Source organism: Micromonospora sp. NPDC047740 (assembly GCF_043204735.1).
GTDB lineage: Bacteria > Actinomycetota > Actinomycetes > Mycobacteriales > Micromonosporaceae > Micromonospora.
The window spans coordinates 144,247-168,920 of record NZ_JBIDCT010000003.1 but is presented as its reverse complement, the minus strand read 5'-3'; the positions used below and the strand labels follow the sequence as shown (position 1 = coordinate 168,920).

16 protein-coding genes and 1 tRNA gene are annotated in these 24,674 nt (G+C 65.0%); 1 reads left to right on the top strand and 16 read right to left on the bottom strand.

Annotated features, from left to right (window positions below; genetic code table 11):
- Window positions 1–31: 31 nt before the first annotated feature.
- The 16 genes from ACGF4F_RS07740 to ACGF4F_RS07665 form a co-directional block, all read right to left on the bottom strand.
- The gene (locus tag ACGF4F_RS07740) at window positions 32–898 is read right to left on the bottom strand and encodes an MFS transporter (protein WP_393076082.1); all 867 of its coding nucleotides are present in this window, start codon (window positions 896–898) and stop codon (window positions 32–34) included.
- A gap of 377 nt (window positions 899–1,275) precedes the next feature.
- On the bottom strand, window positions 1,276–1,686 hold the full coding sequence (locus tag ACGF4F_RS07735) for a hypothetical protein (protein WP_393075758.1): 411 nt from the start codon (window positions 1,684–1,686) through the stop codon (window positions 1,276–1,278).
- A 222-nt stretch (window positions 1,687–1,908) separates the two neighbouring features.
- Window positions 1,909–2,481: a hypothetical protein gene (locus ACGF4F_RS07730; protein ID WP_393075755.1), complete on the bottom strand. Its 573-nt coding sequence runs from the start codon at window positions 2,479–2,481 to the stop codon at window positions 1,909–1,911.
- 201 nt (window positions 2,482–2,682) lie between these two features.
- On the bottom strand, window positions 2,683–3,135 hold the full coding sequence (locus tag ACGF4F_RS07725) for a hypothetical protein (protein ID WP_393075752.1): 453 nt from the start codon (window positions 3,133–3,135) through the stop codon (window positions 2,683–2,685).
- 109 nt (window positions 3,136–3,244) lie between these two features.
- A complete protein-coding gene (locus ACGF4F_RS07720) occupies window positions 3,245–3,610 on the bottom strand; it encodes a DUF4265 domain-containing protein (RefSeq protein ID WP_393076079.1) in 366 nt (121 codons plus the stop codon).
- A 236-nt stretch (window positions 3,611–3,846) separates the two neighbouring features.
- Window positions 3,847–4,203 (bottom strand): hypothetical protein, encoded by a 357-nt coding sequence (locus ACGF4F_RS07715; RefSeq protein ID WP_393075749.1) that lies wholly within the window; start codon window positions 4,201–4,203, stop codon window positions 3,847–3,849.
- Between the two features lie 100 nt (window positions 4,204–4,303).
- Window positions 4,304–4,738, bottom strand: a complete 435-nt coding sequence (locus ACGF4F_RS07710) for an Imm1 family immunity protein (protein WP_393075746.1) — start codon at window positions 4,736–4,738, stop codon at window positions 4,304–4,306.
- A gap of 100 nt (window positions 4,739–4,838) precedes the next feature.
- Window positions 4,839–5,228, bottom strand: a complete 390-nt coding sequence (locus ACGF4F_RS07705) for a hypothetical protein (protein WP_393075743.1) — start codon at window positions 5,226–5,228, stop codon at window positions 4,839–4,841.
- Window positions 5,229–5,665: 437 nt separating this feature from the next.
- Window positions 5,666–6,268 (bottom strand): hypothetical protein, encoded by a 603-nt coding sequence (locus tag ACGF4F_RS07700; protein ID WP_357437198.1) that lies wholly within the window; start codon window positions 6,266–6,268, stop codon window positions 5,666–5,668.
- A gap of 269 nt (window positions 6,269–6,537) precedes the next feature.
- Entirely contained in the window at window positions 6,538–7,173 is a 636-nt protein-coding gene (locus ACGF4F_RS07695; RefSeq protein ID WP_357437196.1) for a hypothetical protein, read from the bottom strand.
- Window positions 7,170–8,024, bottom strand: coding sequence for a polymorphic toxin-type HINT domain-containing protein (locus ACGF4F_RS07690; RefSeq protein WP_393075739.1), 855 nt, complete (start codon window positions 8,022–8,024; stop codon window positions 7,170–7,172). Before ACGF4F_RS07690 ends, ACGF4F_RS07695 begins: the two co-directional genes overlap by 4 nt.
- Window positions 8,024–8,620, bottom strand: coding sequence for an RHS repeat-associated core domain-containing protein (locus ACGF4F_RS07685; protein WP_393075736.1), 597 nt, complete (start codon window positions 8,618–8,620; stop codon window positions 8,024–8,026). Before ACGF4F_RS07685 ends, ACGF4F_RS07690 begins: the two co-directional genes overlap by 1 nt.
- A gap of 272 nt (window positions 8,621–8,892) precedes the next feature.
- On the bottom strand, window positions 8,893–10,113 hold the full coding sequence (locus ACGF4F_RS07680; RefSeq protein WP_357437189.1) for a tetratricopeptide repeat protein: 1,221 nt from the start codon (window positions 10,111–10,113) through the stop codon (window positions 8,893–8,895).
- Between the two features lie 385 nt (window positions 10,114–10,498).
- Window positions 10,499–19,618, bottom strand: coding sequence for a DNRLRE domain-containing protein (locus tag ACGF4F_RS07675; RefSeq protein ID WP_393075732.1), 9,120 nt, complete (start codon window positions 19,616–19,618; stop codon window positions 10,499–10,501).
- A gap of 128 nt (window positions 19,619–19,746) precedes the next feature.
- Window positions 19,747–21,654: a BTAD domain-containing putative transcriptional regulator gene (locus ACGF4F_RS07670; protein ID WP_357442298.1), complete on the bottom strand. Its 1,908-nt coding sequence runs from the start codon at window positions 21,652–21,654 to the stop codon at window positions 19,747–19,749.
- Window positions 21,655–22,012: 358 nt separating this feature from the next.
- On the bottom strand, window positions 22,013–23,005 hold the full coding sequence (locus ACGF4F_RS07665) for a hypothetical protein (protein WP_357442296.1): 993 nt from the start codon (window positions 23,003–23,005) through the stop codon (window positions 22,013–22,015).
- A 1,431-nt stretch (window positions 23,006–24,436) separates the two neighbouring features.
- On the opposite strand from ACGF4F_RS07665, the gene ACGF4F_RS07660 reads away from it, so the two are divergent.
- Window positions 24,437–24,512, top strand: a tRNA-Arg gene (locus tag ACGF4F_RS07660).
- Window positions 24,513–24,674: the final 162 nt, after the last annotated feature.

The window sequence follows — 24,674 nt, the reverse complement described above, 5'->3', positions numbered from 1 at the left end:
ACCGACGCGCAGCGCCGACCTTGGCAGGGTTTCATAAGCGAGTCGCCTCGTAGTCGGGGAGCGTGGCCGCGGTGGTCCGGGTTGGCGGGCGCATGGTCAGGACCAGTACGGCCAGCCCGGCGCCGAACTCACCAGCCCACCCGCGATCGCGGTCGGCTGCCTCATCCGCCAAGTCAGCACCGACACGGCCATGGTGCCCGACTGCGGAGGCCAGGCCCATGGGTGCGCACAGCACCGCCGACGCGACCGGCGAGAAGCCCAGCACACTCTGCAGGTACTGGGTCACCATCAGGCCCGTACCCGCCATGACGACCCCGGCGAAGACCAGCGCGACGAGTACGACCGTGAACGGGCGGTTGCGAAACAGCCGCAGGTCCAGCAGCGGCGTCTCCAGCCGCAACTGCCGGCGTACGAACAGCAGTCCGACGACTGCCCCGACGACGAGGGCCACGGCCGGCACGACCGGCACGCTCTCGACGGTCAGCTGCTTGATGCCGTCGACCATCAGCAGCACTGCCACGAGCGACAGCCCGACGCTGCCCAGGTCGAGCCGGCCGGCGTGGTCGCTGTGGAACTCGAGCAGCAGGACCGGCCCGACGAACAGCAGCAACACCATCGCCGGCACGGCCACCAGGAACACCGATCCCCACCAGAAGTGCTGGAGCAGGAATCCGCCAAACACCGGCCCGAACGCACCGCCGGTGAACTGGCAGCCCGCCCAGACCGCGATGGCCTGCCCGCGCTGGCGTTGGTCGCGGTCGTACCTGCCCGTCAGGCGGCCACTTGGATCGCGACAACACGAACTGGGGGTGCCGCCGGGTGCCCGCCCCAGCCAGCCGCCGACGCGCTGGCCCGCGACGCCCCCCGGCCGTCGTAGAGTCCACGAACGCCACCACACCGACAACGCCGGCCACCAGCATGGCGAGGCTGGCGAAGGTCAGGAAGCGACGTCGTTGGTCCTTCAGCACCCAGCCGAGAAGCACGAGCAGCAGCATGGAGAGCAGCCCGGCACCGCAGCTGATCGCGAGCCCCAACCAGGCCCAGTCCGCACTTCTCGCACATGCGCCCTCACAACCCAAGGAGTTGGCGGCACCGATCAGGCCGACGCCGAAGAACATGGCCATCCCCAGAAGAACAACAGGGCCGTCCACAACGGCCCACCAACCAGTCGCTGGTTACGCACCACGGCACCTCCGGGCTCGATCGCGGCTGCCCCGGGACCGAGATCAGCAGCGGCACACAAGCCGGCCCCGACAGTTCGCTGGGCGAGCGATGCTAGATCACTATCTTTCGATTTAGGTTTTTAGCGTACCGGTCGGCCCATCTCCTTGCCTGAATCAACTCGGGCAGGTCGCCCGGGGAATGCTTGGTACCCGTCCGCAGGGAATCGCGCAGTCGAGCAGCCAGAACCAGCTCACCCATGTCCTCAGCAAGAATCAACGCTTGAACACGTCGTGCGACGTGACTGGCCTTATCCTGCCATGCATAGACGTCACCGCGCACGACTTCCGACTCCGACGCCAGGACATCGATCAGATCCCGCCTGTCTCTGAGGAATGCACGCTCTGCACTGATGACTGTCTCAAAATAATTGACCTGCTCCGCCGTAAGCACCTTCCTCTCGGGCCAGAAGATGCCGGAGAGCCTCGGGCGCAGGCGAACCGCCATACGGCCGAACTCGTCCATGGGCGACCCCAGTCGAGCGTCACCGACGTTCATGGATACCCTCACCAGCCCAGCTGGCTCCTCCTCAAGCCAGGTGACGCATTCCAGATCGCTTTGCTGCCACGTAGCGACCCCGCGGCTGGCGATCACAGCGTCTTCGGGTATTACCCCGGCCTCGGCCAGTTGCCGGAATATGCTCGCCGCTGAAACCCGTCCCATATGCCATCTCCCGGTCCCAATAACTCATCGGCTCGACGGCAACTCCGGCCCCGGCCTCGACTGCCGGTAGTGTGCGTACAGAAGGTCCAGGCGCTTACGCCCGTGGCGTCGGGCATTTTCCCGAATCTTGTCCGCACTCACACCGGCAACGAGGCTTTCGATGTCCTCCGCCTGACAGCGCTCCTCCGCACTGAGGACGCGATGCCCGGTCCTGGCCTCGACTCTGAAGGCACTGTTTCGCGCCGCCATTGAGCAGTCTTCCAGGGCAACCACCGCGCTCGCTGCGAGCGTCCCCAGCGCCGCGTGGAGGACGACGGCTCCATAAAGGGCGTGAGCAGCGGGACCGGGAAGCTCGTCCCCGACGTGCATTTCACGCATCCGTTCAAGAGCCTGACGCGTTGACGAGTATCGCGAAGGATCACCTGGAACAGGCGTCCAGAGCATTTCCAAAGCCTCGTGGTAGCGGTCCAGATCATCCCGGCGGCCATCCTCAGAAACCACCCGGAACAGGACGCCAATCGCCCGCTCCGCGCAGGCGGCAGAGAAGAGAGCAGCCTGTTCGATTGAGGCAGTCTCCGCGAACTCATCGGCGTTCACCAACAACCGCTCCTTCCGTCGCTGAGGAGTGCTGCTGCAGAATTCTGGCCGCCCGCCACTGGGATCGGCTCGACTCAACAACCGGCGACCGCCTGCGAAAGGCCGCCGGCGGTGCGGACGTGAGGTTGGACCCGTCGCGGATCCAGCCTCACGTCTGTCGGCGTCATCAGCGCCCGTCACTGACGTGCGACGCCGTGCGGGTCAACGTCCGAGCGCCTCGTTGACGAGCCTCTTCTGAAAGGCGATCGCCTCAAGGCACCTGACGTTCGCTCGCTCGGCTTCCACCGTCCGCTCAGGCAGTTCCTCTCGATCGAGAAGGCCTTCGTAACAGAAAGAGAAGACACCGTAGAGAACCTCACCGGTCAGCCCCTCAGGCGCATCGGCGCAGGCCAAAAGAGCCGACAATATGTGCGAAGTTCCGGGCTCGTCCGCCAAGTCCAGGACATCCTGGTACTCGTCGAGCATCTCCTCGGGGAGACCGATCTTGTCCCCGCTGGCCGACACCGCTTCACGGCCGGCCGCCATTCCGCGAAACAGGTAGTCGCTGATCTCCCCTGTCTCAATCTGGCCCATTGCGTCGCGGGCCCACTCCATCGCCGCCATCGCCATGGCCAGCCGTTGAGGGGGCTGGATATTCTGCAACTCGTTCCGCAAGGGCTGCATCTCATGATCCCAGAGAAGCAACTGTTCCTCCAATTTGCGCTATCGGTTCGCGTGACTGGCATAGCTTCGCGAACAGGGCCACCCGGCGCATTGGGTACGGCTAGTTAGCTAACGGAGACTTTGAAAGCCGCCATTCGAAGTCGCCACGTCGTGGATGACCATCAAGAAGTGCAGTCAACGTCGACGTCGGTACGCCGGCAGGAAGGGTAACGGCAATCACGCGGGCGGCGTGAGCGTCGACCTCACCTCCAACTTGCGAGAGGTGCGACTCCATCCCTCTTAGATCCTCGATCTCCAACTCCCGGCGGTAGTAGATCTGCACCGCATAGTAGCCGCCGTCACGGATAACCTGGTAGCTTCGCCCCTCATTCTCGATGCGAAGGGTGTCGCCTCGAGCCATCCCATCTGCCATCAGCGGCGAGCGCTCCAACTGATAAAGTTCCGCGCCGACGGGAGTTACGAGCAGTGGTTCGAACGAATCCTCACCCGCTCACGTCCTGCCAATCAACACCTGAACGACTTCCGCCAAGGCAATCAGTCCCGTTCCTCCGTATGGGGCCCCACAGCTTCCCCGATCCGCACAAGACCGACCCAGTTTGGGCGCACCCGAGTTCTTGGCACGTAGGTTACAGGCTGCGCCCTCTAGACAGAGGTCGATCAAGGTCAGGTTGCCATCGTTGGACTTTGCCTCATCTCGGTGACCTACGTGGAAATTGTCCGGATTGTTGGACGTCTGCCCACACCGCCAGCAAGTTCCGATGAACCGGCCGTTGACCTCGTCGTCTTACCGGCCGCCGTCTGCGACACCGTCCGGTCGAACGGGTCGTACACGTAGGTCGTCGACTTGGCGTTCGCACCGACACCCGCGGTGGTCTTCGCCGTACGGTCGAAACCGTCGTAGTAGTACTTCTGCGCCCGCTCACCACCGACCGACACCGTGTCCAGCCGGCCCAACGGATCGTAGTTGTACGTCGACGTCACCCCAGCCGTCGTGGTGGAATGCAACCGGTTCCGGTCGTACTTACTCGTCCTGGTGACACCCTCGATCGTCTGCGACACCGTGTTGCCATTGGCGTCGTAGACGGAGCGAGGCCGGACCCATTCGTGGGTCCGGCCTCGCGCCTTCCGGCATCGTCAGAACAAGGTGCTTCTCAGAGAATCACCAGAACTCTGGATTCTCCCACTGGACACAGGTAGGCCGCTGCCCACCGGATAGACAGAACTCCTTGACCGCTCGACGTATTAGGTCGATGGGAATCTCCGAATGCGCTGGAAACTCGGTCATATGATTTACGCACGAGTAACGAACCTCGGTACGACCCTCTTGTAACCCGACCGTCGTCCAGTTTCCGCTGGCATCCATGAACTCAAGAACGCCGACCTGAAGGCTTTGATCAGCACCGACCAACAGCTCGTGATCGGGAGCACCGGAAGGCAGGGTTGACCGTTCCAGGGAATGCAATTCCGCCAGGTTCTGGTGGATCGGTCCCGCCAACAGGGAGTCAATCAGCTCGTCCACATCCTCCGGCGCAACAAGCAACTCACGCTTGTCGCCGTGCTGTGGGCGATAGTACGCCTCCACCCGGAACTGCATCAACGACGCTCTCCGCATGGCCAGTATCGTAAACCTACTGGAGCCCTTAGCACGAACCAGCGCTGAGCGCTCCGACGCCCGTGGGATCAAGGCCACCCGTTCATCGGAGAACATGGATCGCGGGAGGCCGCATGGCGTAGTCGTCGACAGGAACCACGTTGAATCCCGAGGCGTGCAGAATACCGATCATCGCGTCACGCATAGATGTCGCGATGGCCATGAAGAGTTGTATCGCAGGAGCGTCCGGGCGGCCCTCCATCGTGGATTCGGCAACCGCGCCGGTGAGGGCATCTGCCGGTCGCCAGTCGACAAACACGCCGCCCATTTCATCATTGCCGTGGTCGATTTCAATTTCGGCGCCAGCCGGCCGAGGAGAGTCGCCTGCGGAATGGTTGGGGATTCCAGCGAGATCGAGCGCCTCACGTACTCGCTGCGCTAAAACGCGCCAAGCAGCCACCGTCTCATCGGACGCTCGATATGCTTCGAACATCAACATCACCAACTCGGAAGAAGCGATGACCCATGCGGAACCGAATATGTGGCCCTCGCACCATCGGCGAGATAATTAGCGATTTTAGGGCACATACGTCGCATACCGATCGCTCGCCGGCACGGCCGCCAGGAACACCGATCCCACCAGAAGTCCCAGAGCAGGAATCCGCCAAACACCGGCCCGAACGCACCGCCGGTGAACTGGCAGCCCGCCCAGACCGCGATGGCCTGCCCGCGCTGGCGTTGGTCGCGGTCGTACCTGCCCGTCAGGCGGCCACTTGGATCGCGACAACACGAACTGGGGGTGCCGCCGGGTGCCCGCCCCAGCCAGCCGCCGATGCACTGGCCCGCGACGCCCCCCTCCCCCCCGGCCGGGGCGTGGCCGTTCAGCCCAGTTGCAGCAGAGGGTGCACGGGCATTACCGGTTTCCTGAAATCATTCGACACCCGCTCGACTCGAAAGCCTCACAATCGCCTCTGCGATTTGCGTCCGCAGCGCATACCGTTCTGGCGCCTTGATACACAACATCCGGTCACGGTAGGATCTCTCATTCAATCCAGCTCCGATCAAGGCGCGCCCATCAGCAGCTTGCCACTCAAATTCAACGCCAAGAAGAGTCGTTTTCAACCGCGCAAAGATGGGTTCGTTACATCCATCCGACCGCTCGGTGATCCAGTCGCAGGCAGCCCACACTTCTGTTGAAGACACGCGGAAGGCCAGCTCAGCGGACTCACTTTCCAGCTGCGGGTCACACATTGCATGCGCCAGCTGGATTGTGTGGTTTTGCACATGCGGGAGGCCCGTTTCCTGCCAGTCGACATTATCAAGATAGCGCTTGAAATGCGATTCCAATGGCAGGGTTTCGGTCGGCCACATGACGTCGTTCCACACCACTGGCCCTACCTCGACCAGATCGACCACGTGATCGACGAGTTGGAAGTGAGCCGAGTGGAGCAGAGGTACGCACCTCGCCAACGAAAGCAAGCCGAGAGACTGAATCAGCGCCAAACGTCCGCCAGGATCAACCACTTCAGCCAACTCTCCAAGTGCGCTATCGGTTCACGTGATTGGTTTAATAATTTTCGGCGCTCATCAGAACGAATTGCGGCCACATTCACCGGTTAGGCGTCCGCCCTAGATGAATCCACCTAAGCAGCCCGCGCGGCCTACGTCGCGATACGCCAATCGGCGCCGGCACTGGGCCCCGAATTGAAGGAGTTTGGCTTCATTGGGCTCCCCAGGACTCCCCAATGAGCGAAGTGCTCGCCCACTGGCGTGGAGCGGGCACCGCATATTCCCGCCTTACCTTAGGGGCGACCAGCCTCCTCATCAGAGTAACCGTTTGCGATTACCTCAGCATATTTTCGCGAAAAGTCCTGACTGCGAAGAAGCAGGGGACTCGGATCGAAACTTGCCAGGTCCTGCGCTTCTCTCATCTCATTCAAGTCCGACCGCCGGGTTTCGCTTTCCAACTGAAGGAGATCGACGCCTTCCCCTTCCTCCGCCATAGACTCACTGGTCGCCATTTCTTCGCCCGCCTCGGCAAGTTCCTCCGCGTGCTCGAAAACGCGTTCCAATCGTTCCAAATCCTGCGGCGCGGACAAATAGTCGAGAACCTCGGCCGCTAATACAAGATGGTCGACGATCTCCGTCTCGAATGGCAGACCCTCTGGATCGCTTGCTCCCAAAGCGCGCTCGACCAGACTTCTCACGGGCCTGATCTCTTCGGTTGAAATTGCCGTTCCGGTGATCGCCTGACGGTGGAACCGTGATCCATCAGCCAATGCCTGCGACAACGCCTCCCGGTGCTGTTCGAACCAGGGCGAGAACTTCGGATCCTGATTAAAGCCGAAGTATCGGACGAGGACTAGAGCCGCGATACTCTGCCGCGCTGCAGGGCTGAGCAGAGACGCTTGGCTCATGTCGTCCTCCAGGTCCGTCACCTGAATATCCTTTCGCCCATGTAGTTGAACATCTTGCCGAGATACTTCAATCTGCCGAGGAACTTGGGCCCTCTCAAAGACATCCCCCGGTCCCGGGTTGAGTTTTCACATGGCGGGCAAACGTTGCGGTTCGCTCCACCGCCGAGGAACTCCCAGCCCTGTTTGTCCATGTAGTCCAGGGCCGTCATTTCAGCATGACCCTTGCCGTTAGCAAATACGTCGCCAGCCGTCGCATCGAGCTGATTCTTGATCTTCTTTGGCACGTACTTCCGGTTGGAGGCAACGATGGTGCGCACGTTGCCGCCTTGGTCGCGCGCGAGAACGACGGCCGTCGTGTCGTTCTCATAGGCCCATCCGCCCTTCTCCTGCTTCGGGTCCTTGAGCCCCTCGTGAAGCTGCTTTGCCCGGTCCCCAGCCAGTTCATCGTAGTCAGGGCATTCGTTGTGGACTAGTACGGTCTGGCCGCCGACCAGAATGTAGTAGTTGTGGTCCGCATCGACGGTGAGGTTGTAGACACGTTCGTGCCGCCGCTCGTGCTCTACAGCGGTGATCTGGACCCAGACGCCAGAAGACGTCCGCAACCACATGCCCGACTTGAGCGTGTCGGCAGTGACCCAGCGTCCCGCATCCGGAAGCCAGTAGTGGTGACCAGCCGTTGACGTGACCTTGCCGGTGGCATCGCCATCGCTGCCGTCAATATCAAGGGTCAGGGTGACGAGCTTCTTGTCACCCTCGTGGTTACGGGTGTCCGTGACCTGACGGTCCCTGGTAACACCCAACTCGACATCCGTAGCCTTGATCCAGTCGCCTTCCTGGAGGTCCTGAATGGCCTTGGTCGAACCATCGGCCATCAGGACCCTGGTGCCGGGAACAAAGCTGTTAGTCTTGCAGCTCGGACCCGAGGGCCTTGTATCCTTCGGGTGTTGCTGGGGAGCGCCTTCGATCCGTCGGTGGTCGCGTTGACGGCTTTGCGGGTGTCGTTGGCGGTGTCGATGCCGTCGGCGATCTTCTTGCCGGTCTTCGCCAGCTTCGCTGCGGCGACCGCGTTCCCGGCGAGGGGAATCGCCGAGGCCATGGACATCGCCGCGTCGACGTAGTTGCCCTCGGCCAGATACCAGATGCCGTTGGCGACGTCGGCGACCTCACCGATCACCGGCACCATGCCAGCGACGTCCAGGGCGGCGTGGCCGATGTCCGACCACGACATCCCGAACAGGTGCCCGTCCAGCTCGATGAAGCTGATCGGATTACCGCCGGCGAACGCGTACCGGTTACCCGTGAACGGGTCCATAGCCAGACCCATGTCCGCCATGGCGCCGCCGTAGGTGTCCCGGGTCAGGAACCGGTTCAGGCCCGGATCGTAGTTACGGAACCCCATGTCGTAGGTGCCCGAGCCCGCATCCCACCGGGAGGCGTTGAACCGGAACCTCGCTCTCCGGCTGCACACCCCGGCGGGTCGGACTTCTCCGCCTTACCGGCAACCTTCCCCGCAGTATGTCCATGCCCAGGTGGGTAACAGCGTGGTCTTCGACCCAAGGGTCTTCGACACCGTCCGATCGAACGGCGCCCACTGAACACAAACCGGCACCGTTTTCAGCCAGACCACTGGGATCAGGCTGCGCTTCGACGTCACGCGGCCAACATGCGTCGGCGCCCGCCCCAAGCGAGGGCGGGCGCCGACTACTGATGACGGCCCATGTCAGTCGGATCGCCCCGCGCCTAGTTCTCTTGCCGTTGCTGAATAAAAACCTCGCCATCGGAGACACTGCCGGCACGACGTGCAGCAAGACGGATCTGCTCGTCCGACAGCTCTCGAATGAATGATTGGGCTTCATGGATGCCATTTCCGTTGCCAACACGAAGCATGGCGATGAACCAACGAAGGCTTTCGACCAGGTCCACGGGCGTTCCTATGCCGTCACGGTACCAGCATCCCGCAGCGTACATACACCCGGCTTGACCAACCTCAGCGCCCCGAAGGTACCAACTCAGCGCCTCGGCGTCCTCATCAACGGCTGCGAGTTCATTCCCGAGATGCGGATACGCCTCAACGACACCGGAATTCGCAGCAATGCGCAGCCAATGAATCGCGGCGGCCGAATCTCGTTCAACCCCTTCCCCCTTCAGGTAGCGAAGACCGAGGTTGTAAGCGGCAATACCGTCGCCGCCCTCGGCCGCGGATCGGAACAGCTTGAGCGCGCGGGCTGGATCTGCCTCAATCAGCTCTCCTTGGTGGTAGAGGAAACCAAGTGATCTTTGCGCGATCGGATCGCCTTCGTCTGCGGACTTCCTCAGTAGTGCGATTGTCTCTGCGGGAGCGTCAACATACTGCATAAAGATGACACCTAAATAAGTACGAGCGCTTGTATCGCCCTCGTCAGCAAGAGCCTTAAGCGAAGGAGCAAGGCGAAGTATCTCGTCAACGACGTCCCGATCACCGCGCCGAGCGGCCTCCAGATACCACCGAGCCGCTGCCACAGGCGAGCCAACCCGGATAAACAATCTTCCAAGATCTCTTGGAGCGTCTCGCTGACCTCTTGCGGCAGCCTTGTCCAACGCTTTTTCCGCAGCGACTAGGTCGACCTCCACCCCCTGCCCGTACGCGTACATCACGCCGATCATACGCAATGCGTCGACATTCCCGAGCTCTGCGGAGCGGCGATACCAGTAAAATGCCGTTTTGTGGTCCGCTTCCACACCGCCGCCTGCTGCATAAATCGCGGCAAGATTATATGCGGCTTCAGAGTTCCCGAGATCAGCCGCCTGCTCGTAGTATTCGACCGCACGACCCTTATCAACCGGCTGCCCACGCCCGCTACTGGCCATCTGCCCGAGCAGCAGTAGTGCTCGCCCGTCTCGACCAGCATCGGTCAGAAGCCGAATCGCCTTTCCGAAGTCACCGCGCTGCGCTGCCGACCGGCCCCGTTCATAGAAGTCCATGATTTCCCCTAAGCAGTGGTTCGCGAGAATCTTGATTAGGCAATCCGGTCTCAGACCTTGAGGTCTACCTAACTCCAGGTTCAGCCTTCCATGGTCGTTTGCATCGTCAAACGGCGCGTGCGCTGCCTCGCCCCTAGGAGATCAGCAAGACAGAGTGTCGCATACCCGGCGGACCCAGGCTCCATCTGGTGCAGGCTTAGACGCACCAAGCGACGACTCGGCGGCCCGCTGTCTTGTATGCGGAGCTCGCGCCCACGGCGCGATGGAATGGGCTGCGACCAGATCGTGGAGCCGGTCGCGCATGACGCGGCTGGGAACAGCAGGATAATGCTGATTAGAAGAACCGCGGGTGGCCCGGGAATTTCTCCCGGGCCACCCGACATCTTCAGGCCCCCTCGACCCCCCATCTGCCGTCTGGTCTAAATACGTTCGTGCCGGTAGGATCGGTCACCCGTTGCGTCTTGCCACGATGGGCAGCTCTCCGAATGAACCAGTCAATACAGTCGTCACACATGTCGAGATCAACCTCGATTGGTGCATCAGGATGCAACAGCGCCATCTGCCTTTCAGCGTGTGACGCGTAGTACTTCCCCGGTACGCCATGGTCAAGGAAGGCAGGCACCGCCGGGGTGGGAACGGCGCCCATTTGGTGGGTTTCGGCCAGCACGTCTTCAGGTGAGACAGAGCGGTTGTACGCAGGCGGTGCGTCTCCCCAACCGCTAAGGGTGCTATCCCCCTCCGCATGCGCCGATGCCTTTTTGGGGACCGACGGCTTACAAGGGTCCTCGTTGTGGACGAGTACCGGCTCGTCGCCAGCGAGCACGTAGTAGCTGTGGACGCCGTCGACGGTGAGGTTGTGGACTCGCTCGTGTTTGACGGTGTGCTTGACCGCGGTGATCTGGACCCAGGTGCCGGCGGCGGTCTGGAGCCACATGCCGGGCTTGATCTGCTCGGCCTTGGCCCACATGCCTGCGTCGGGGAGCCAGACCAGGTGGGCATCAGTGGAGGTGATGCTTCCGGTCTTCGACCCGTCCTTACCATCTAGGTCGACGGTGAAGGTGACGAAGGTCTTCTTGCCTGCAACGCTACGGGCGTTGGTGACAACCCGGTCCTGGTTCTGGCCGTTCTCAACGTCGGTGGCCAGAACGCGGTCGCCTTCCTCCACCTCCTCGATGGCCTTACTGCTGCCGTCGGCCATCACGACCTTCGTGCCGGGCACGAAGCTGTTCGGACGGATTGGACACGACGGTGCCTCGGTGTCCTTCGGCTTTGGGGCACCGGTGGACGGTGCCGCCTTGGAGGCGTCGACGGTTGCCTCGACGCCCTTCTCGACGTCCTTGGCGGTGTCGATGCCGTCGGCGATCTTCTTGCCGGTCTTCGCCAGCTTCGCTGCGGCGACCGCGTTCCCGGCGAGGGGAATCGCCGAGGCCATGGACATCGCCGCGTCGACGTAGTTGCCCTCGGCCAGATACCAGATGCCGTTGGCGACGTCGGCGACCTCACCGATCACCGGCACCATGCCAGCGACGTCCAGGGCGGCGTGGCCGATGTCCGACCACGACATCCCGAACAGGTGCCCGTCCAGCTCGATGAAGCTGATCGGATTACCGCCGGCGAACGCGTACCGGTTACCCGTGAACGGGTCCATAGCCAGACCCATGTCCGCCATGGCGCCGCCGTAGGTGTCCCGGGTCAGGAACCGGTTCAGGCCCGGATCGTAGTTACGGAACCCCATGTCGTAGGTGCCCGAGCCCGCATCCCACCGGGAGGCGTTGAACCGGAACGCGTTGTACGGCTCCTCACCCTCCGGAGCAGCGCCCGGCTTGTCCACACCGGTGAACTGGGACTCGTCGTCCTTGCCGTACGCCGTGTAGCCGTAGGTGGCGCGGGTGCTGCCGTTCTCCTTGGTGATGCCGATGACGTCACCACGCGGCCGGTAGATGAACTGCGAGTACTCCCGGCTGCCGTCGTCCTTGTGCTTGATCTGGGTCAGCTGCTGACCCCACGGCGCGTACTGGTACGACTTCTCCGCCTTGCCGGCGACCTCCTCACGCAGCACCTGGTTGTCCATCCCCAGGTACGTGAACAGCGTCGTCTTACCGGCCGCCGTCTGCGACACCGTCCGGTCGAACGGGTCGTACACGTAGGTCGTCGACTTGGCGTTGGCGCCGACCCCGGCGGTGGTCTTCGCCGTGCGGTCGAAACCGTCGTAGTAGTACTTCTGCGCCCGCTGGCCACCGACCGACACAGTGTCCAGCCGGCCCAACGGATCGTAGTTGTATGTCGACGTCACCCCAGCCGTCGTGGTGGAGTGCAACCGGTTCCGGTCGTACTTACTCGTGCTGGTGACACCCTCGATCGTCTGCGACACCGTGTTGCCATTGGCGTCGTAGACGTACGACTCGGTCGAGGTGCTGTCGCCGGTCTTGTCGAGCCGGCTGATGCGGTCCTGCGGGTCGTAGGTGAAGGTGTAGGTGTTGTCGATGTAGTCCGACGAGTTGTCGGCGTTCATCAACTTGAGCACGTCTCGCGACGGGTGGCCGTTGGCCTGATACTCCAGCGTGTGCTCGGCGACGGTCGCCCCGCCGGAGGTCTTCTCCAGCTGGTGCTTGGTGGCGCCGTCGAGGTAGTACTCGAAGTCCACGGTGTTGCCGTTGGGCTTGGTCTGCTTGAGCATCTGCCCGCGAGCGGTGTAGGTGAACGACGAGATCTGCTGGTTGCCCGCGGTCGGCGAGTCGGCGTTGGTCACCTTCGCGACCATGTCCCGCGCGTCGTACTCGATCTTTGACCAGGTCAGGTCGTGGGTCGAGGTGAGCGGGTTGCCGTTGTCGTCGTACGTCAGCGCCGTGGTGTTCTTCGGCGTCGCGTCGGTGGCGCCGGTGAACTCCTTGACCGTGGAGATCTGGTTGAGCTGGTCGTAGGCGATGTCGTACCGGCTGATCTTGGCCCCGGGGCTGAGGTCCTTGACCTCGACCAGCAACCCGTTCGGGTTGTACTTGTAGGTGAACTCCTTCTTCTCGTTGTCGACGTCACCGGCGTTGTCCCGCACCAGCTTGACCGAGTCGGCGAGGACCTTGCCCGTCGCCTGGTCGGTGAGGGTGATCTTCTGGATGCCGTCCTCGACGAACGCGTAGCTGCCCAGGCTGATCCAGGCGCCGGTGTTCTGGGTCTGGTTCACCGTCTTGGTGACGCTGCCACCGTTGTGGGTGATGGTGAACTTCGCGTCCGTCGCGGCACCGGTGACCTGCGGGTGCCGCACGAACACCTCGTAGCTGCCGTCGCGGGGGACGTTCAGCTGCCAGTTGAACTGGGCCGAGCCGCTGCCCGCCGGCGCGGTGGCCACGTCGTAGCCCCACTGCCCGGTCGCGCCGCCGCTGGTCCAGGTGCCCTGGCTCGCGGTGTTGTTCGAGTCGGAGTTGTCGACCAGGATCACGTCCTTGCCGACCGGCAGGCCGTCCTCCGAGCGCCCCTTCTCGTTGCCGGACGGGTAGTAGTCCCAGGTCATCGTCCGGGTCGTCGACCCGCCGGCCGAGCTCAGCGTGTTCTTGGTCTGCTGGCCCAGGTCGTTGTAGTCGTACGAGTTGACGATGTCCCACGGGTCCTTGGACGTCTTGGTCCACCCGTTGTCGTAGTAGGTGTATTCGGTGTCGTTCCGGACGCTCTGCCCCTCCGACGGGGGCGCGCTGACCTTGGTCAGGTTGCCGATCTCGTCGTAGGTGTAGAAGGTCTTGTCCGGCGTGTTGTAGCGGCTGTCGTCCTTGTCGTAGGACGACCACTCCTCCTTCTTGCGGTTGAGCGCGTCGTACACGGTCACCACGGAGAAGTCGTCGGCATCGTCGGTGGTGTTCACCCCGCGCGGGGTGATCCCCTTCGTCTGGTTGCCGACCTGGTCGTACTCGTACTTGGTGGTGCGGTAGGTGATGGTGCCGGCGCCGTCCTTGGTGTGCGGCACCTTCGACTCGATCAGCGCGCCGCGGGCGTCGTACGTCGCCAGCGACTCGTTGCCCTCGGCGTCCGTGGTGCCGAGGGTCAGGCCGTCCTTGTCGAATCGGGCGGTGGTGAACTTGCCGAGCGCGTCGGTGGTCTTCACGACCCGGTGGTTCCAGTCGTACTCGTACTTGGTCGTGAAGTCGTTCTCGGCGCTGGCGGTCTTCTTCGCGTCGTACAGGACCGTGACGTTGCCGACATTGTCGTACTCCGAGACCACCTTCTGGCCGAGGCCGTTGGTGACCTCGATCGGCTGGTAGATCGCGTCGTACTTGGTGGTCGTCGTGTAGTCACCGACCTCGGGAGTCAGGTTGCCCTGCGGCTCCGTGACGGTCAGGACGTTGCCGACCTTGTCGTACGTCGTGGTGGTCTTGCGCTCCGGGTCGGTCGCCTCGTCCTTCGGCGCGTACGACTCGATCACCTGGTCGGCCTTGTCATAGACCGAGGTCGACACCGTCCCGTTGGCCGCGTACGCCGTGACGATGTTGTCGTTGGCGTCATACACCGAGGCCTTGGTGGTGATGTAGCGGTTGTTGGCCGCGTCCATCGGCTCGACCTTGTCCTTCGGCCGCCCGAAGGTGTCGTACCCCTGGGTGACCTTGGCGTTCTTACCGTTCTTGACCTCGAGGACGTTGCCCCGGTCGTCGTACGTGAAGTACGAGAGCCCGTTGCCGGCGTCCTTGATCCTCGCCGGGTAGCCGCTGGCGTGGAAGTCGAGGTACTCGGTGGTGTTGCCGTTGGCGTCCTTGGCGGCGACGAGCTGGCCCCAGTCGTCGTAGGTGTTCCGGCTCGTGTAGTCGCCATCGGTCGCCGTGGTGTTGCCCACCGGGTCGGTGACCGTCTCGACGTCACCCTCGGCCGTGTACGTGAAGGTCCACTTCCGCCCCTCCGAGCTGGTCTTGCTGACCACCTCGGCCACGTACCCGTTGAGCTGGCGCTGGTAGGTCAGCGCCGTGCCCGGCCAGCCGTTGCGGACCGCCTCGGCGTCCTTGACCTCGGTCGGGTAACCGGTCTTCGGGTCGTACGCCCAGGTGGAGACCGCGCCGTTGGCCTCCTCCAACCGGATGACGTTGTGGTCGTCGTCCCAGCCGAGCTTGGTGACCTCGTTCTTCGCGTTGGTCGTCTGGTACGCCCGGCCGTAGCCGTCCAGCAGGTACTGGGTGGCGTGGTTCTCGGCGTCGGTGACCGTGGCGTTGATGTTGTTGCCCTGCGGGCCGTCCGGGTCGACGTAGCCGAACTGGGTGAGGTAGCCGAGCCGGTCGGTGTAGGACTTCGTGGTCCAGTGGAACTTCGGGTCGTCGCCGGTCTGCGGGTAGTTGTAGACCAGGCTGGTGGGGTTGCCGCGCGGGTCGGTGACCTTGACCAGCTTGACGTTCTTGTTGCCCTGCGTCATGTCGTAGGCGAACTTGAACGTCTTCGGCGCACCGTCGGTCGACCCGGCTCCGTCGATCAGCTCACCGAGCAGGCCCTTGTCGGTGTAGGTGAAGGTGAGCTTGCGTCCCGAGACGTCGGTGATCTGGGAGATGTGATCGATGATCTTCGGGTTGGTCAGGTTGGTCGCGGACTTCCGCGTCCAGGTGGTGTCGTCGATGTAGTCGAACGCCTGACCCTTGGCGTAGTAGTCGACGGTCAGCGTCTTGCGACCGGTCGGGTCGGTGATGTAGCGGAGGAACTTGGTCGGCTTGTTGTTGGACTTCCGCTCCTCGTAGGTGAAGAGCATCTCGTTGCCGTTGTTGTCCACGATGCTGGACAGGAAGCCCTCGCAGTCGTAGAAGAACTGCGTCCGATCCGGCCGGGTCAGCACCCACGCCCTGCGTTCCTGGGTGTTGGGCTTGCAGTCCACGCTGCTGTTCTTCTGCAGGTAGAGGTGAACTCCCTTGGGGCTCTTCCACTCGTTCGCTGCCGCGTCCCAGGTGAACCAGTGGCTGGTGCCGTCACCGTCGGTCAAGGTGACCTTGGTGGGGTTCGGGTTGGGGTGGAAGTCGAGAGGGGCGCCGAGGCGCATCATCGACGAGGCCTGCACCGACCATCCGTAGCCGGCGACGGTGTCGGACGTGTCGAGGGAGTTGTAGGACATCCGCACGAACGTGGACAGCCCCCGGGAGGGGTTGTTGAACGCGTTGTACGACCAGACCGTGTTGCCGGAGTAGAGGTTGTTCATCAGGGTGCCGCCGGCGCCGGTGTTCTTGCCCGCGTACGAGTAGAACTTCTCCAGGCCGAGTTGGTCGGAGGTGGGTTCCTCCACCGCGACGTTCTGCGGCAACGGCTGGATCGCCGGCGTGGTTTCCGACAGTTTCTTGCCGGTCAGCTTGTTGCGCAGGTCCCACTTGAGCACGTAGTCGGTGCGCTTGTTGCCCTCCGTCGAGGACGGCGGGGTCTTCACCTGCGCGTTGACGTCGACCGTGCCGCCGGCGGGAACGCTCTTGGGCAGCGGGGTGACCACCTCGAAGCTGGGGTCCGCGCCGTCGGTGGTGCCGTCGGCCCGCTTCCAGTCGTAGCCGAGTTCCCAGTCGGTCGGGTTCCAGGTGGTCAGGGTCGGGTTGGACAGGGTGACCGGTACCGTGTACGTGGCGTTCGCGGTCGCCACCGTCGGGGTGGACGCCGCGTAGTAGGTCGACTCGCCGGTCTGCTCGAGGTAGGTGACTTCGAGGGTCGGGCGCAGCAGCGGTTCCTCACCCTCGGAGGAGAGCAGCATCGCGCGGGCGGTCTGGTTGACCTCGTCGCGCTGGCGTAGCAGCAGGCCGTAGTTGCTGGCCGGGGTCTTGACCCAGCCGTCCACGGCGGTGGTGACGTCCCAGGTTTCCCATTCCGGGTCGTTGGTGAAGCCGTTGAAGCTGGCCTTCCAGGCGGTGTCGTAGTCACCACCGGCCGTGGTCCACGCGTTCACCCCGTCGTAGGTGTTCCAGGTCGCCTTCGTCTCGTTGAACGCCCGCTTGAGCTTGTAGACGTCGACGTACTCGTCGGTGTCCAGACCGTCGTACAGGTAGGTGTTGTACATCCGCAGCTCGGCACCGACGATCTTCGCGTCGGTGGGGATGCCGGTCAGGGTGGGGAACTTGACCAGGCCGCGGGTGTCGCCGTAGTAGGACGAGTTGTTGCCCGGGCTGACGTACGGGTCACCGTCGTAGACGTTGACGTTCTCCGTCGGCCGCCCGGCGGACAGGGTGGTGTCGATGACGCCGTTCGAGCCGGTCGCGTCGGTCGCCGCGGTGCGGTAGATCCGGGTGATCTGGCCCGCCTTCGGCAGCATCGCCGGCTGCGTCGGGCCGGCGATGAGCTGCCCGTCGCGGGTCTTCACCGCGATCATGTAGTAGTAGAACTTGCGGTCCATCGGGTTGGTGTTGTCCGCCGCTGTCGGGACCGCCGTGGTGTCCTGGTAGCTGCGGGTCGCCGTGGACACCGGCGCGATCAGCGTCGTCGCCGACGGGGTGAAGTTCTGGAAGATGCTGCGGTGCACCTGGTACTCGACGATGTCCGAACCCGAATACGCCGGCCAGTCGAGCACGGCACCGGTGGAGGTGATCGTGGTCGGCGGGTTCACCGCCACACCCGGCCGGCCGTAGGTGACGACCAGCTTCGGCAGGTTGAAGTCGCGGCGGTCGTTGTTGTACGCGTACTCGGACGCCTCGTAGATCGGGCCGCCCCGGCTCCTGGTCGCCTCGTCCAGCGCCTTGACCATGAGCCCGTGGTTCGGGTAGGTGCGGTTCACCCAGTCCTGCACCAGATTCCGCACCGGGAACGAGTTCCACACGCTCGACTTGGCGTACTTCTTCACCGCACCGGCCTTGGTGAACCGGACCGCGTCGGCGATGGCCGTCGTGCCCGGCACACCGTTGAGCACGACCTTGCCGGTGGTGCCCGCCGCGAACGGATGCGTCCCCAACGTCACCCACGCGCCCGCAGCCGTCGGGGTGCTCTGGTTGACGGGGTAGGTCTTCGACCCGCCGTTGTAATAGACGGTGTACGGGGCGTTGGTGGGCCGGTCCGACTCGCCCACGTAGTGCACCTCGACCTGGTAGTCACCCGCCTCAGTGATCGTCGGCACCCAGGTGTGGGTGTCCGAAGCGCTGGCACTGCCGTGGTAGCGGTAGTCCGCGTTGATCGCCTTCGGCGTCAACGTCGCGTTCCCCGAATACGGCCAGGAGCCGACCACCGACGTCCCGGAGTCCCCGTCGTCCTTGGTCACCACGTTGCCCGCCGGCGCGCCGGCGATCTTGCCGCTGACGGTGCCCCACGTCGCCGTGTCCTCGTCCCACGCCTCCAGAACCCGACGCACCTCCATCGGCACGTCGTACTGCCAGGCGGTGTGCGTCTGCGAGTAGTACAACTGCAACTGCGCGTCGTCGATCGGCGTGTTCTGCGGGATCGAGTCCAGGTTGAACTTCAGCAACGACCGCCACGCGCCACTGGACGTGGTGCCCACATGCAACGGCCACCTGACCTGGTCCTGCCCATAGGCGTGGTTCGGGTTGGCCGAGTAGATCTGGGTGTCCTGCCCGCCCAACGTGCCATCGGGCACCGGCTGGATCTTGATGGTCGGGTCGATGACCACCGGATACACCCGCGCCGGATCCGTCAACCACGCCGCGTCCGCCGACACGGTGACGGTGGTCTGCCCGTACACCTGCTGCACCCGCTGGGTGACCTTGTCCGACCACACCTTGCCCAGCGGCGAGGCCTTGTCGTCCTTCGAGTCGTACATGAACGGCGCCGGCATCACGAACACCGGCTCACCGCCACTCGCACGGACAAACGCGATCGACCCGTCCGCCCGCTGCCGCGCGGCCAGACCGGCGGCGTCCAGGGTGAACGTGTACGACACCGGCCCAACCGGCCGCTTCCGCAGGACGATCTCTTCCTTCAACGCCGTCGAGGTGACGTCGTACACCACGTCCGCACCACCGGCGATCCCGGCGTAGGTCACCGTCGAACCGGACACCTTCGGCGTCACGCTCTTCGCCGCGCCCGCCAGACCCAGCTCAAGGCTGCGGCCCTCGGCCTCGAACCGCACCAGATCCTTCGAACTGTCACCGAACAGGCTGGTGAAGGTGTTCGTGCGGTTGCCCTGCACGTACCCCTTCTCCGAGGTGGGCCGCACCGTGGTGTCAATGGCCTGCCACCGGCCCTGCGCATCCCGGTAATGCACCGGCACCGCCGAGATCTCCGCCTGCGTCCGACCATCCGACAGCTGATACGTCTTGGTGTTCGCCGTCCGCTCACCGGGCAACTCCCGCACCCGCTTCTGCGGCGGCCACTCCCTACCCTGCAGAGGCTTCTCCGCCTGGAACAGCCCAGCGCTGACCACCTCCGGCCGCGCCCCACCCGAACCAGAACCGACCAGCCCACGCGCGGCGTCGCCGAGCCGGGACAGCAGCCCGCCCTCGTCGTTCTTGCCGCTGCCCGCAGCCTGGTCAGCACGGTCGGGATCGCGGCCCGGTAAGGCCTCCATCCCGCCCAACGTGGCCACCAGGGCCACCACCAGCCCCCCGATCAGGAAGCCCCGTGATCGTCTCTTCACCATCACCCTCCGGTCCATCAGAGACACGACGAGTGAAGGCTAAAGATGATCGATATACCGGCCGATATAGATGGACGACATTCCCCGCTTGACCTGCGTTTGCGCCTGAGGGACCGGACGGAAGACGGTCACAGCACGGCGTTGACCGGTACCATCGCGACAAAAGAGGCAATTCCCTGCCAACCGAGATCCCGCCAGGCGGACCGTGGCCGGGTCGATTCGCCGGCGCGCAGGACATGCGCCGGCGCGAGCGGCACGGCGGCCAGCTCGGTGAGGTATTCACGAACCAGCGCCGGCAGGTGGTTGCCAGCGGGGCCGCCCGGGTGGAGCAGGTGGGCGTCGACGAGGCTGTCCAAGGCCCGTCGGATTCGCTGAGTGCTGACCCCGAGCTGGGCGGCAGCTCGATCCGCCAGTTCTGGCGCATCGGGGTGGGCACCGAGCAGTTCCAAGAGCTGCCCGGCCACCTCGTCCTCGGCACGGACAACAGCGACGATGCTGGCCAGGCTGGCCCGCACCGACAGGTCCCCGTCAGCGAGCAGGTCCAGCCGGTGGCGGTCGTCGCCGAGTTGGGCGGCCAGAGTGGCCATCGGCATGGTGGGCCACCGCGCCAAGCGGGCGCCGGCGATCCGCAACGCCAGCACCGAGCCGGCGCACAGTCGGACCAGTTCCGCCGTGGCCGCTCCATCCGCCGCCAACCGTTGCCGCCCCACAATGCTGGCCAGCAGGTCTCGTGCCTGCCCAGCACCCAGCGGCCGCAGCGCTACCCGCCGGATGCCGTCCAGGCTGCCGAGCTGCCGCGAACTGACGGCGATCAGGGCGGGCCCCGGACCGGCGGGAATCAACGGTCGCACCTGGGCCGCCCTCGTGACGCCGTCAACGACCATCAGCAGCCGGCGCCCGGCGACCAGAGAACGGAACCAGCCAGCCCGCTCGTCGCCGTCCTCGGGCACGTCGGCGGGGGCGACCCCCAACGCCCGCAGCACCCGGGCCAGTACCTCACCCGGAGTCACTGCACTGCGGTGGCCGAGGTCGACGAAGACCTGTCCGTCCGGGAAGTTGGCGGCCACCTGGTGCGCGGCGCGGATCGCCAGCGTGGTCTTGCCGCTGCCCGCCGCGCCGGTGACGATCACCGCGGCCGGTGTCGGACCGCGCAGCGCGGCGACCACGTCGGCGGTCTCCCGGACCCGGGCGACGACGGTGACCAGGTCCGCCGGGAGCTCCCGCGGCACTGCCCAGCCGGCAGCGGACCGCGTCTCGACGGCCGACATGACCAGGGGCCCAGCGGGTGTCGCCGGCGACAGCTCGGGCGCCCGATCGAGCATCGCTCGATGCAGGTTCATCAGCGCCTCACCGGGCTCGATGCCGAGCTGTTCGTTGAGGACGGCCCGCGCATCCCGATAGACAACGAGCGCCGCGGGCACCTCCCCACAACGGTAGAGGGCGAGCATGAGCTGCCCCCAGGCCCGCTCCCGCAGCGGATGCGCGGCGAGGTGACGACGCAGGTCGGCAAGCAGTAGTGCATGCTGGCCGGCGGCGAGTCGGGCCTCCGCCAGCTCCTCGAACACCTGCAACCGCTGCTCATCGAGACTGGCCCAGCGGTTGTCCAAGGCCGTGCCACGCGGCACTCCGTCACCGGAGGCGCCACGCCATTGCGCCAGCGCGCTGGCCAGCGTCCCGATGGCGCCGAGCGGGTCGGGCGTAGCCAGCATGCTGCGCCCCTCCTCCGCCAGCCGCTGGAACTCGGTCACATCCAGCTCATCCGCCGCCAGCCGCAGCTCATACGCATTTCGATGCGCGACGAGGCGGGCACCCAACATGCGCCGTAACACGGCGACGTGCGACCGCAGGTTAGCCACGGCGGAAGCCGGCGGGGCATCGGACCAGACCATGCCGGCCAGCCGACTGAGCGCGACGGGCCGGTTCGCATCGAGGGCCAGCCCGGCCAGAACCGCCCGCCGATTGGCCCCGCTAGGAGTGATGTCCTCGCCGTCCATGAGGACTTCCACCGGGCCTAGAAGCCGAATCCGTAGTTGCATGCCGCGCTCCCCCGTTGAACCCATGAGCGCGCTCAGGCTAGGGAAGCGATTCATCGGTCTGCAAGGCGCAAACCGGACAAGCCATCGTGACGAGCGTCAATATCCGCCAGCGGCGTGTCCGAGTAATACAAATGCCGACGAAAACGCCCAGTCCTTGACCCGTTACGAACAGTCACCGGGACCGGGCTCGACCGAACATGCCGCCGGCACCCTACACCGTGCCTGCCCCAACCGATCGGGCAGCGCTGCCCATCAGCTGACAGCACGAAGGCGATCGCTGAGGCGAATCATCAGCCGCCGAGGCTCCCTTGTCTGTCGCTCGCATGACGGTCGCCATGGCCGGTTGCTGTGCAGGGGATCAGGGGTGTTCGCTCAGGACGGCGCAGTCGTGGTCGGCGGCGGCGAGCAGCGCGGTCGCTGTGTCGAGCTGGCCGGTCCTGCGACAGATCACGGCGAATGCCCTCCATTTGAGCGGATCAACGGTGAGCACCGCCGCAGCCGGATGGTTGACCAGGAGGTCCAGCCGGATGGGGTCAGCCCCTGATCTCGATGCCTCAGCCAGGCACATCACGGGTAGCCCGAAGAGGCCACCCTCATCGGCAACCGCTGCGATCGCTTCGCCGACGGCCATCGAGCCCTTGGCGAACGCGATTATCGCGGATGTGTCGAGGATGACCCGGATGGAAAGGTCGTTCAGCGGATGGGTGCGGGCGGGCTGGTCCGGGCGCCTGGTTCGGGGGGATGAGTGGTGGCCGGGCCGCCGCTGTCCCGGGTAGCGCCACATGGGATAGGTGATGGTGCCGTCGGGCAGGCTGAACGGCTCGTGGGGAACGTAGCCGTGCCGGGCGTACAGGTCCCGCTCGGCGGTGGTTGTCGCCTCGGCGTATGTGGGGAGCAGGCCTTGGCCCATGCGGGCGTTGCTGGTGGCGAGCAGGGTGGCGGCGCGCCGGTTGCGGTGGGGAACGGGTGCCACGCTGAAGAACGCCAGGTGGTTGTGCGGATCGACAGGTCGGTGGGCGCGCAGGACGTCATCGAGGTGAAGGAAGCGGTCCAGGTAGTCGCCGCAGGCGACGGCGAGCCGCTCCCCGTAGTCATTCGGCGGTGGGACGGGACCGTACCGGTGCAGCCACACGGCGGCGGCGGAATGATCCTTCAGGAGGTAGGCCTCGCCGAAGAGCAGAGCGTGTTCGGCCCAGACCCGGATGACGGCGGCGAGCACGTCACGCCGGCGGTGCCTCTCGGGTACGAGCCATGCGCCGACGGCGCTCTCGGCGAAGGGGCCGACGACAAGATCGACGATCTCGGGGATGTCTCCCCATCGGGCACGGCAAACGGGCAGGGTGTTGCTCACGGACCTCTCCTGTTGGTGGGTGTGACTGGTCGGCGGACGACGGCCGGGGCGGCAGGGACGACGCCGGCCAGGATCAGGCGTGGAGCAGCGCCTTCGGCCAGGGCACCGCGTCGCCATGCGGGCGGGTGCCGGGCCTCCGACGGCAGCGGCGGTGGCGGTTCCCGCCAGCGGCGTGAGTGGTCATCGCGGCGCTCCTGCACGCGATGGGAATACCGGCGCCGGGCCTGCCGGGGCAGGCCGCACCGTTCACACCAGCCGTGGCTGTTCCGCCGCTCGCCCAGGCGGCCGGGGCTCTCAGGCGGGTCTGGTGTCCGGTTGACTCGACCGGTACGCCAGCTTGTCGCACCGGCAGAGGCGGCAGCCGACAAGTTGTAGGTCCGGCGACCAGCAACGAGGTGACGCGTCGGCGGGGATGCCCGTCCCGGCAGCAGCGGAGCCGGTTCCGGCTGTGCTGACGGGGGCGGCAGGCGTCACTCCGGGGGTTCCCTCCGGGTCGCCCGGCCAGGACACCTGAACCATCTCGCCATCGCTCGCTGGCAGCTCATCCCGACTTGGCGGCTTGGCCGGAACCTCCAGTGACGGAGCTTCCGGGTGGGTCGCAACGACCGGCAGCACAGGGCGGGCGATCGTGGCGCGGGCGGTCGACGCCTGCCGGGCCGGTGTCGGCGCCCCGTCGGCCGGAGGACCGGAAGAAGGCGGAGGCGCAGCGGGTGCGCCGATGATCGGCTGGGTCAGCCCGAGCACCGGGGCCAGGGCGGGAGGCAGAACGTCAACGATCGGCTCGGCTACCGGCCTGACGGCCTCCCGGACCGGCTCCAGCAGCCGTGTGTCGGAGATCCCCGCGACCACCGGCGACGCCAGGTCCACGACCGGACGCGTCACCCCGATGACCGCCTCGACGCCCCTCTCCAGGCCCGGCAGTGCCGCAGCATCCTCCGCTCGGTCGGGTTTGCCCGCAGGTACTCGTGCCGGTGTCACCACGGCTGTCAGCGGCTGGCCCAGGTTCGCAACCGTCACATCAGCGCTGGCGCGTGCATGAGCCACGCCATCCGCAATCGCATCGTGAACAGCCCACACGCCGAACGCGCCACCGACCAGGAGTGCCCCGCGCAGCGTCCACCGGGCCAGTCGGCCGCGACACCACATCAACGGACACCTCCGAACGGAACGCCTCATCCTTGTGCCAAGGCCCTCAATTCTGGCCTTCATCGCCACACCAGCACCCGCCGACACACCGGTTAAATCGACGTTCATTGAAGTATGTGAAGGGAATTCGACTCGCCCGACAAGCCGCAGCCAACGATGGCTCATTGCCCGGCCCGCCCCCACCTGGCTCGATGCTCGGTCATCAACCAGCGCAGCGGGCTGGTCAACCTGGGCGGCTCCCTGGCATCCCGGGTCGACGCGCAGGTCGCTAGACTGAGCGCTCGCGCCCTCGTAGCTCAGGGGATAGAGCAACGGTTTCCTAAACCGTGTGTCGCAGGTTCGAATCCTGCCGGGGGCACCAGCATCGCCTTGGTCAACGACCGCCTTCTCCGCCGTCCGGCACGTCCGGACCCGATCCAGGTTGCCCAACCGGGGCGGCACCTCCGTGCCGCGTCGGTACCTGGAGCGGCCGCAGAACGAGCTCGACATCAATTCCGGTCTCACCGATGGCCCCACCACCGTC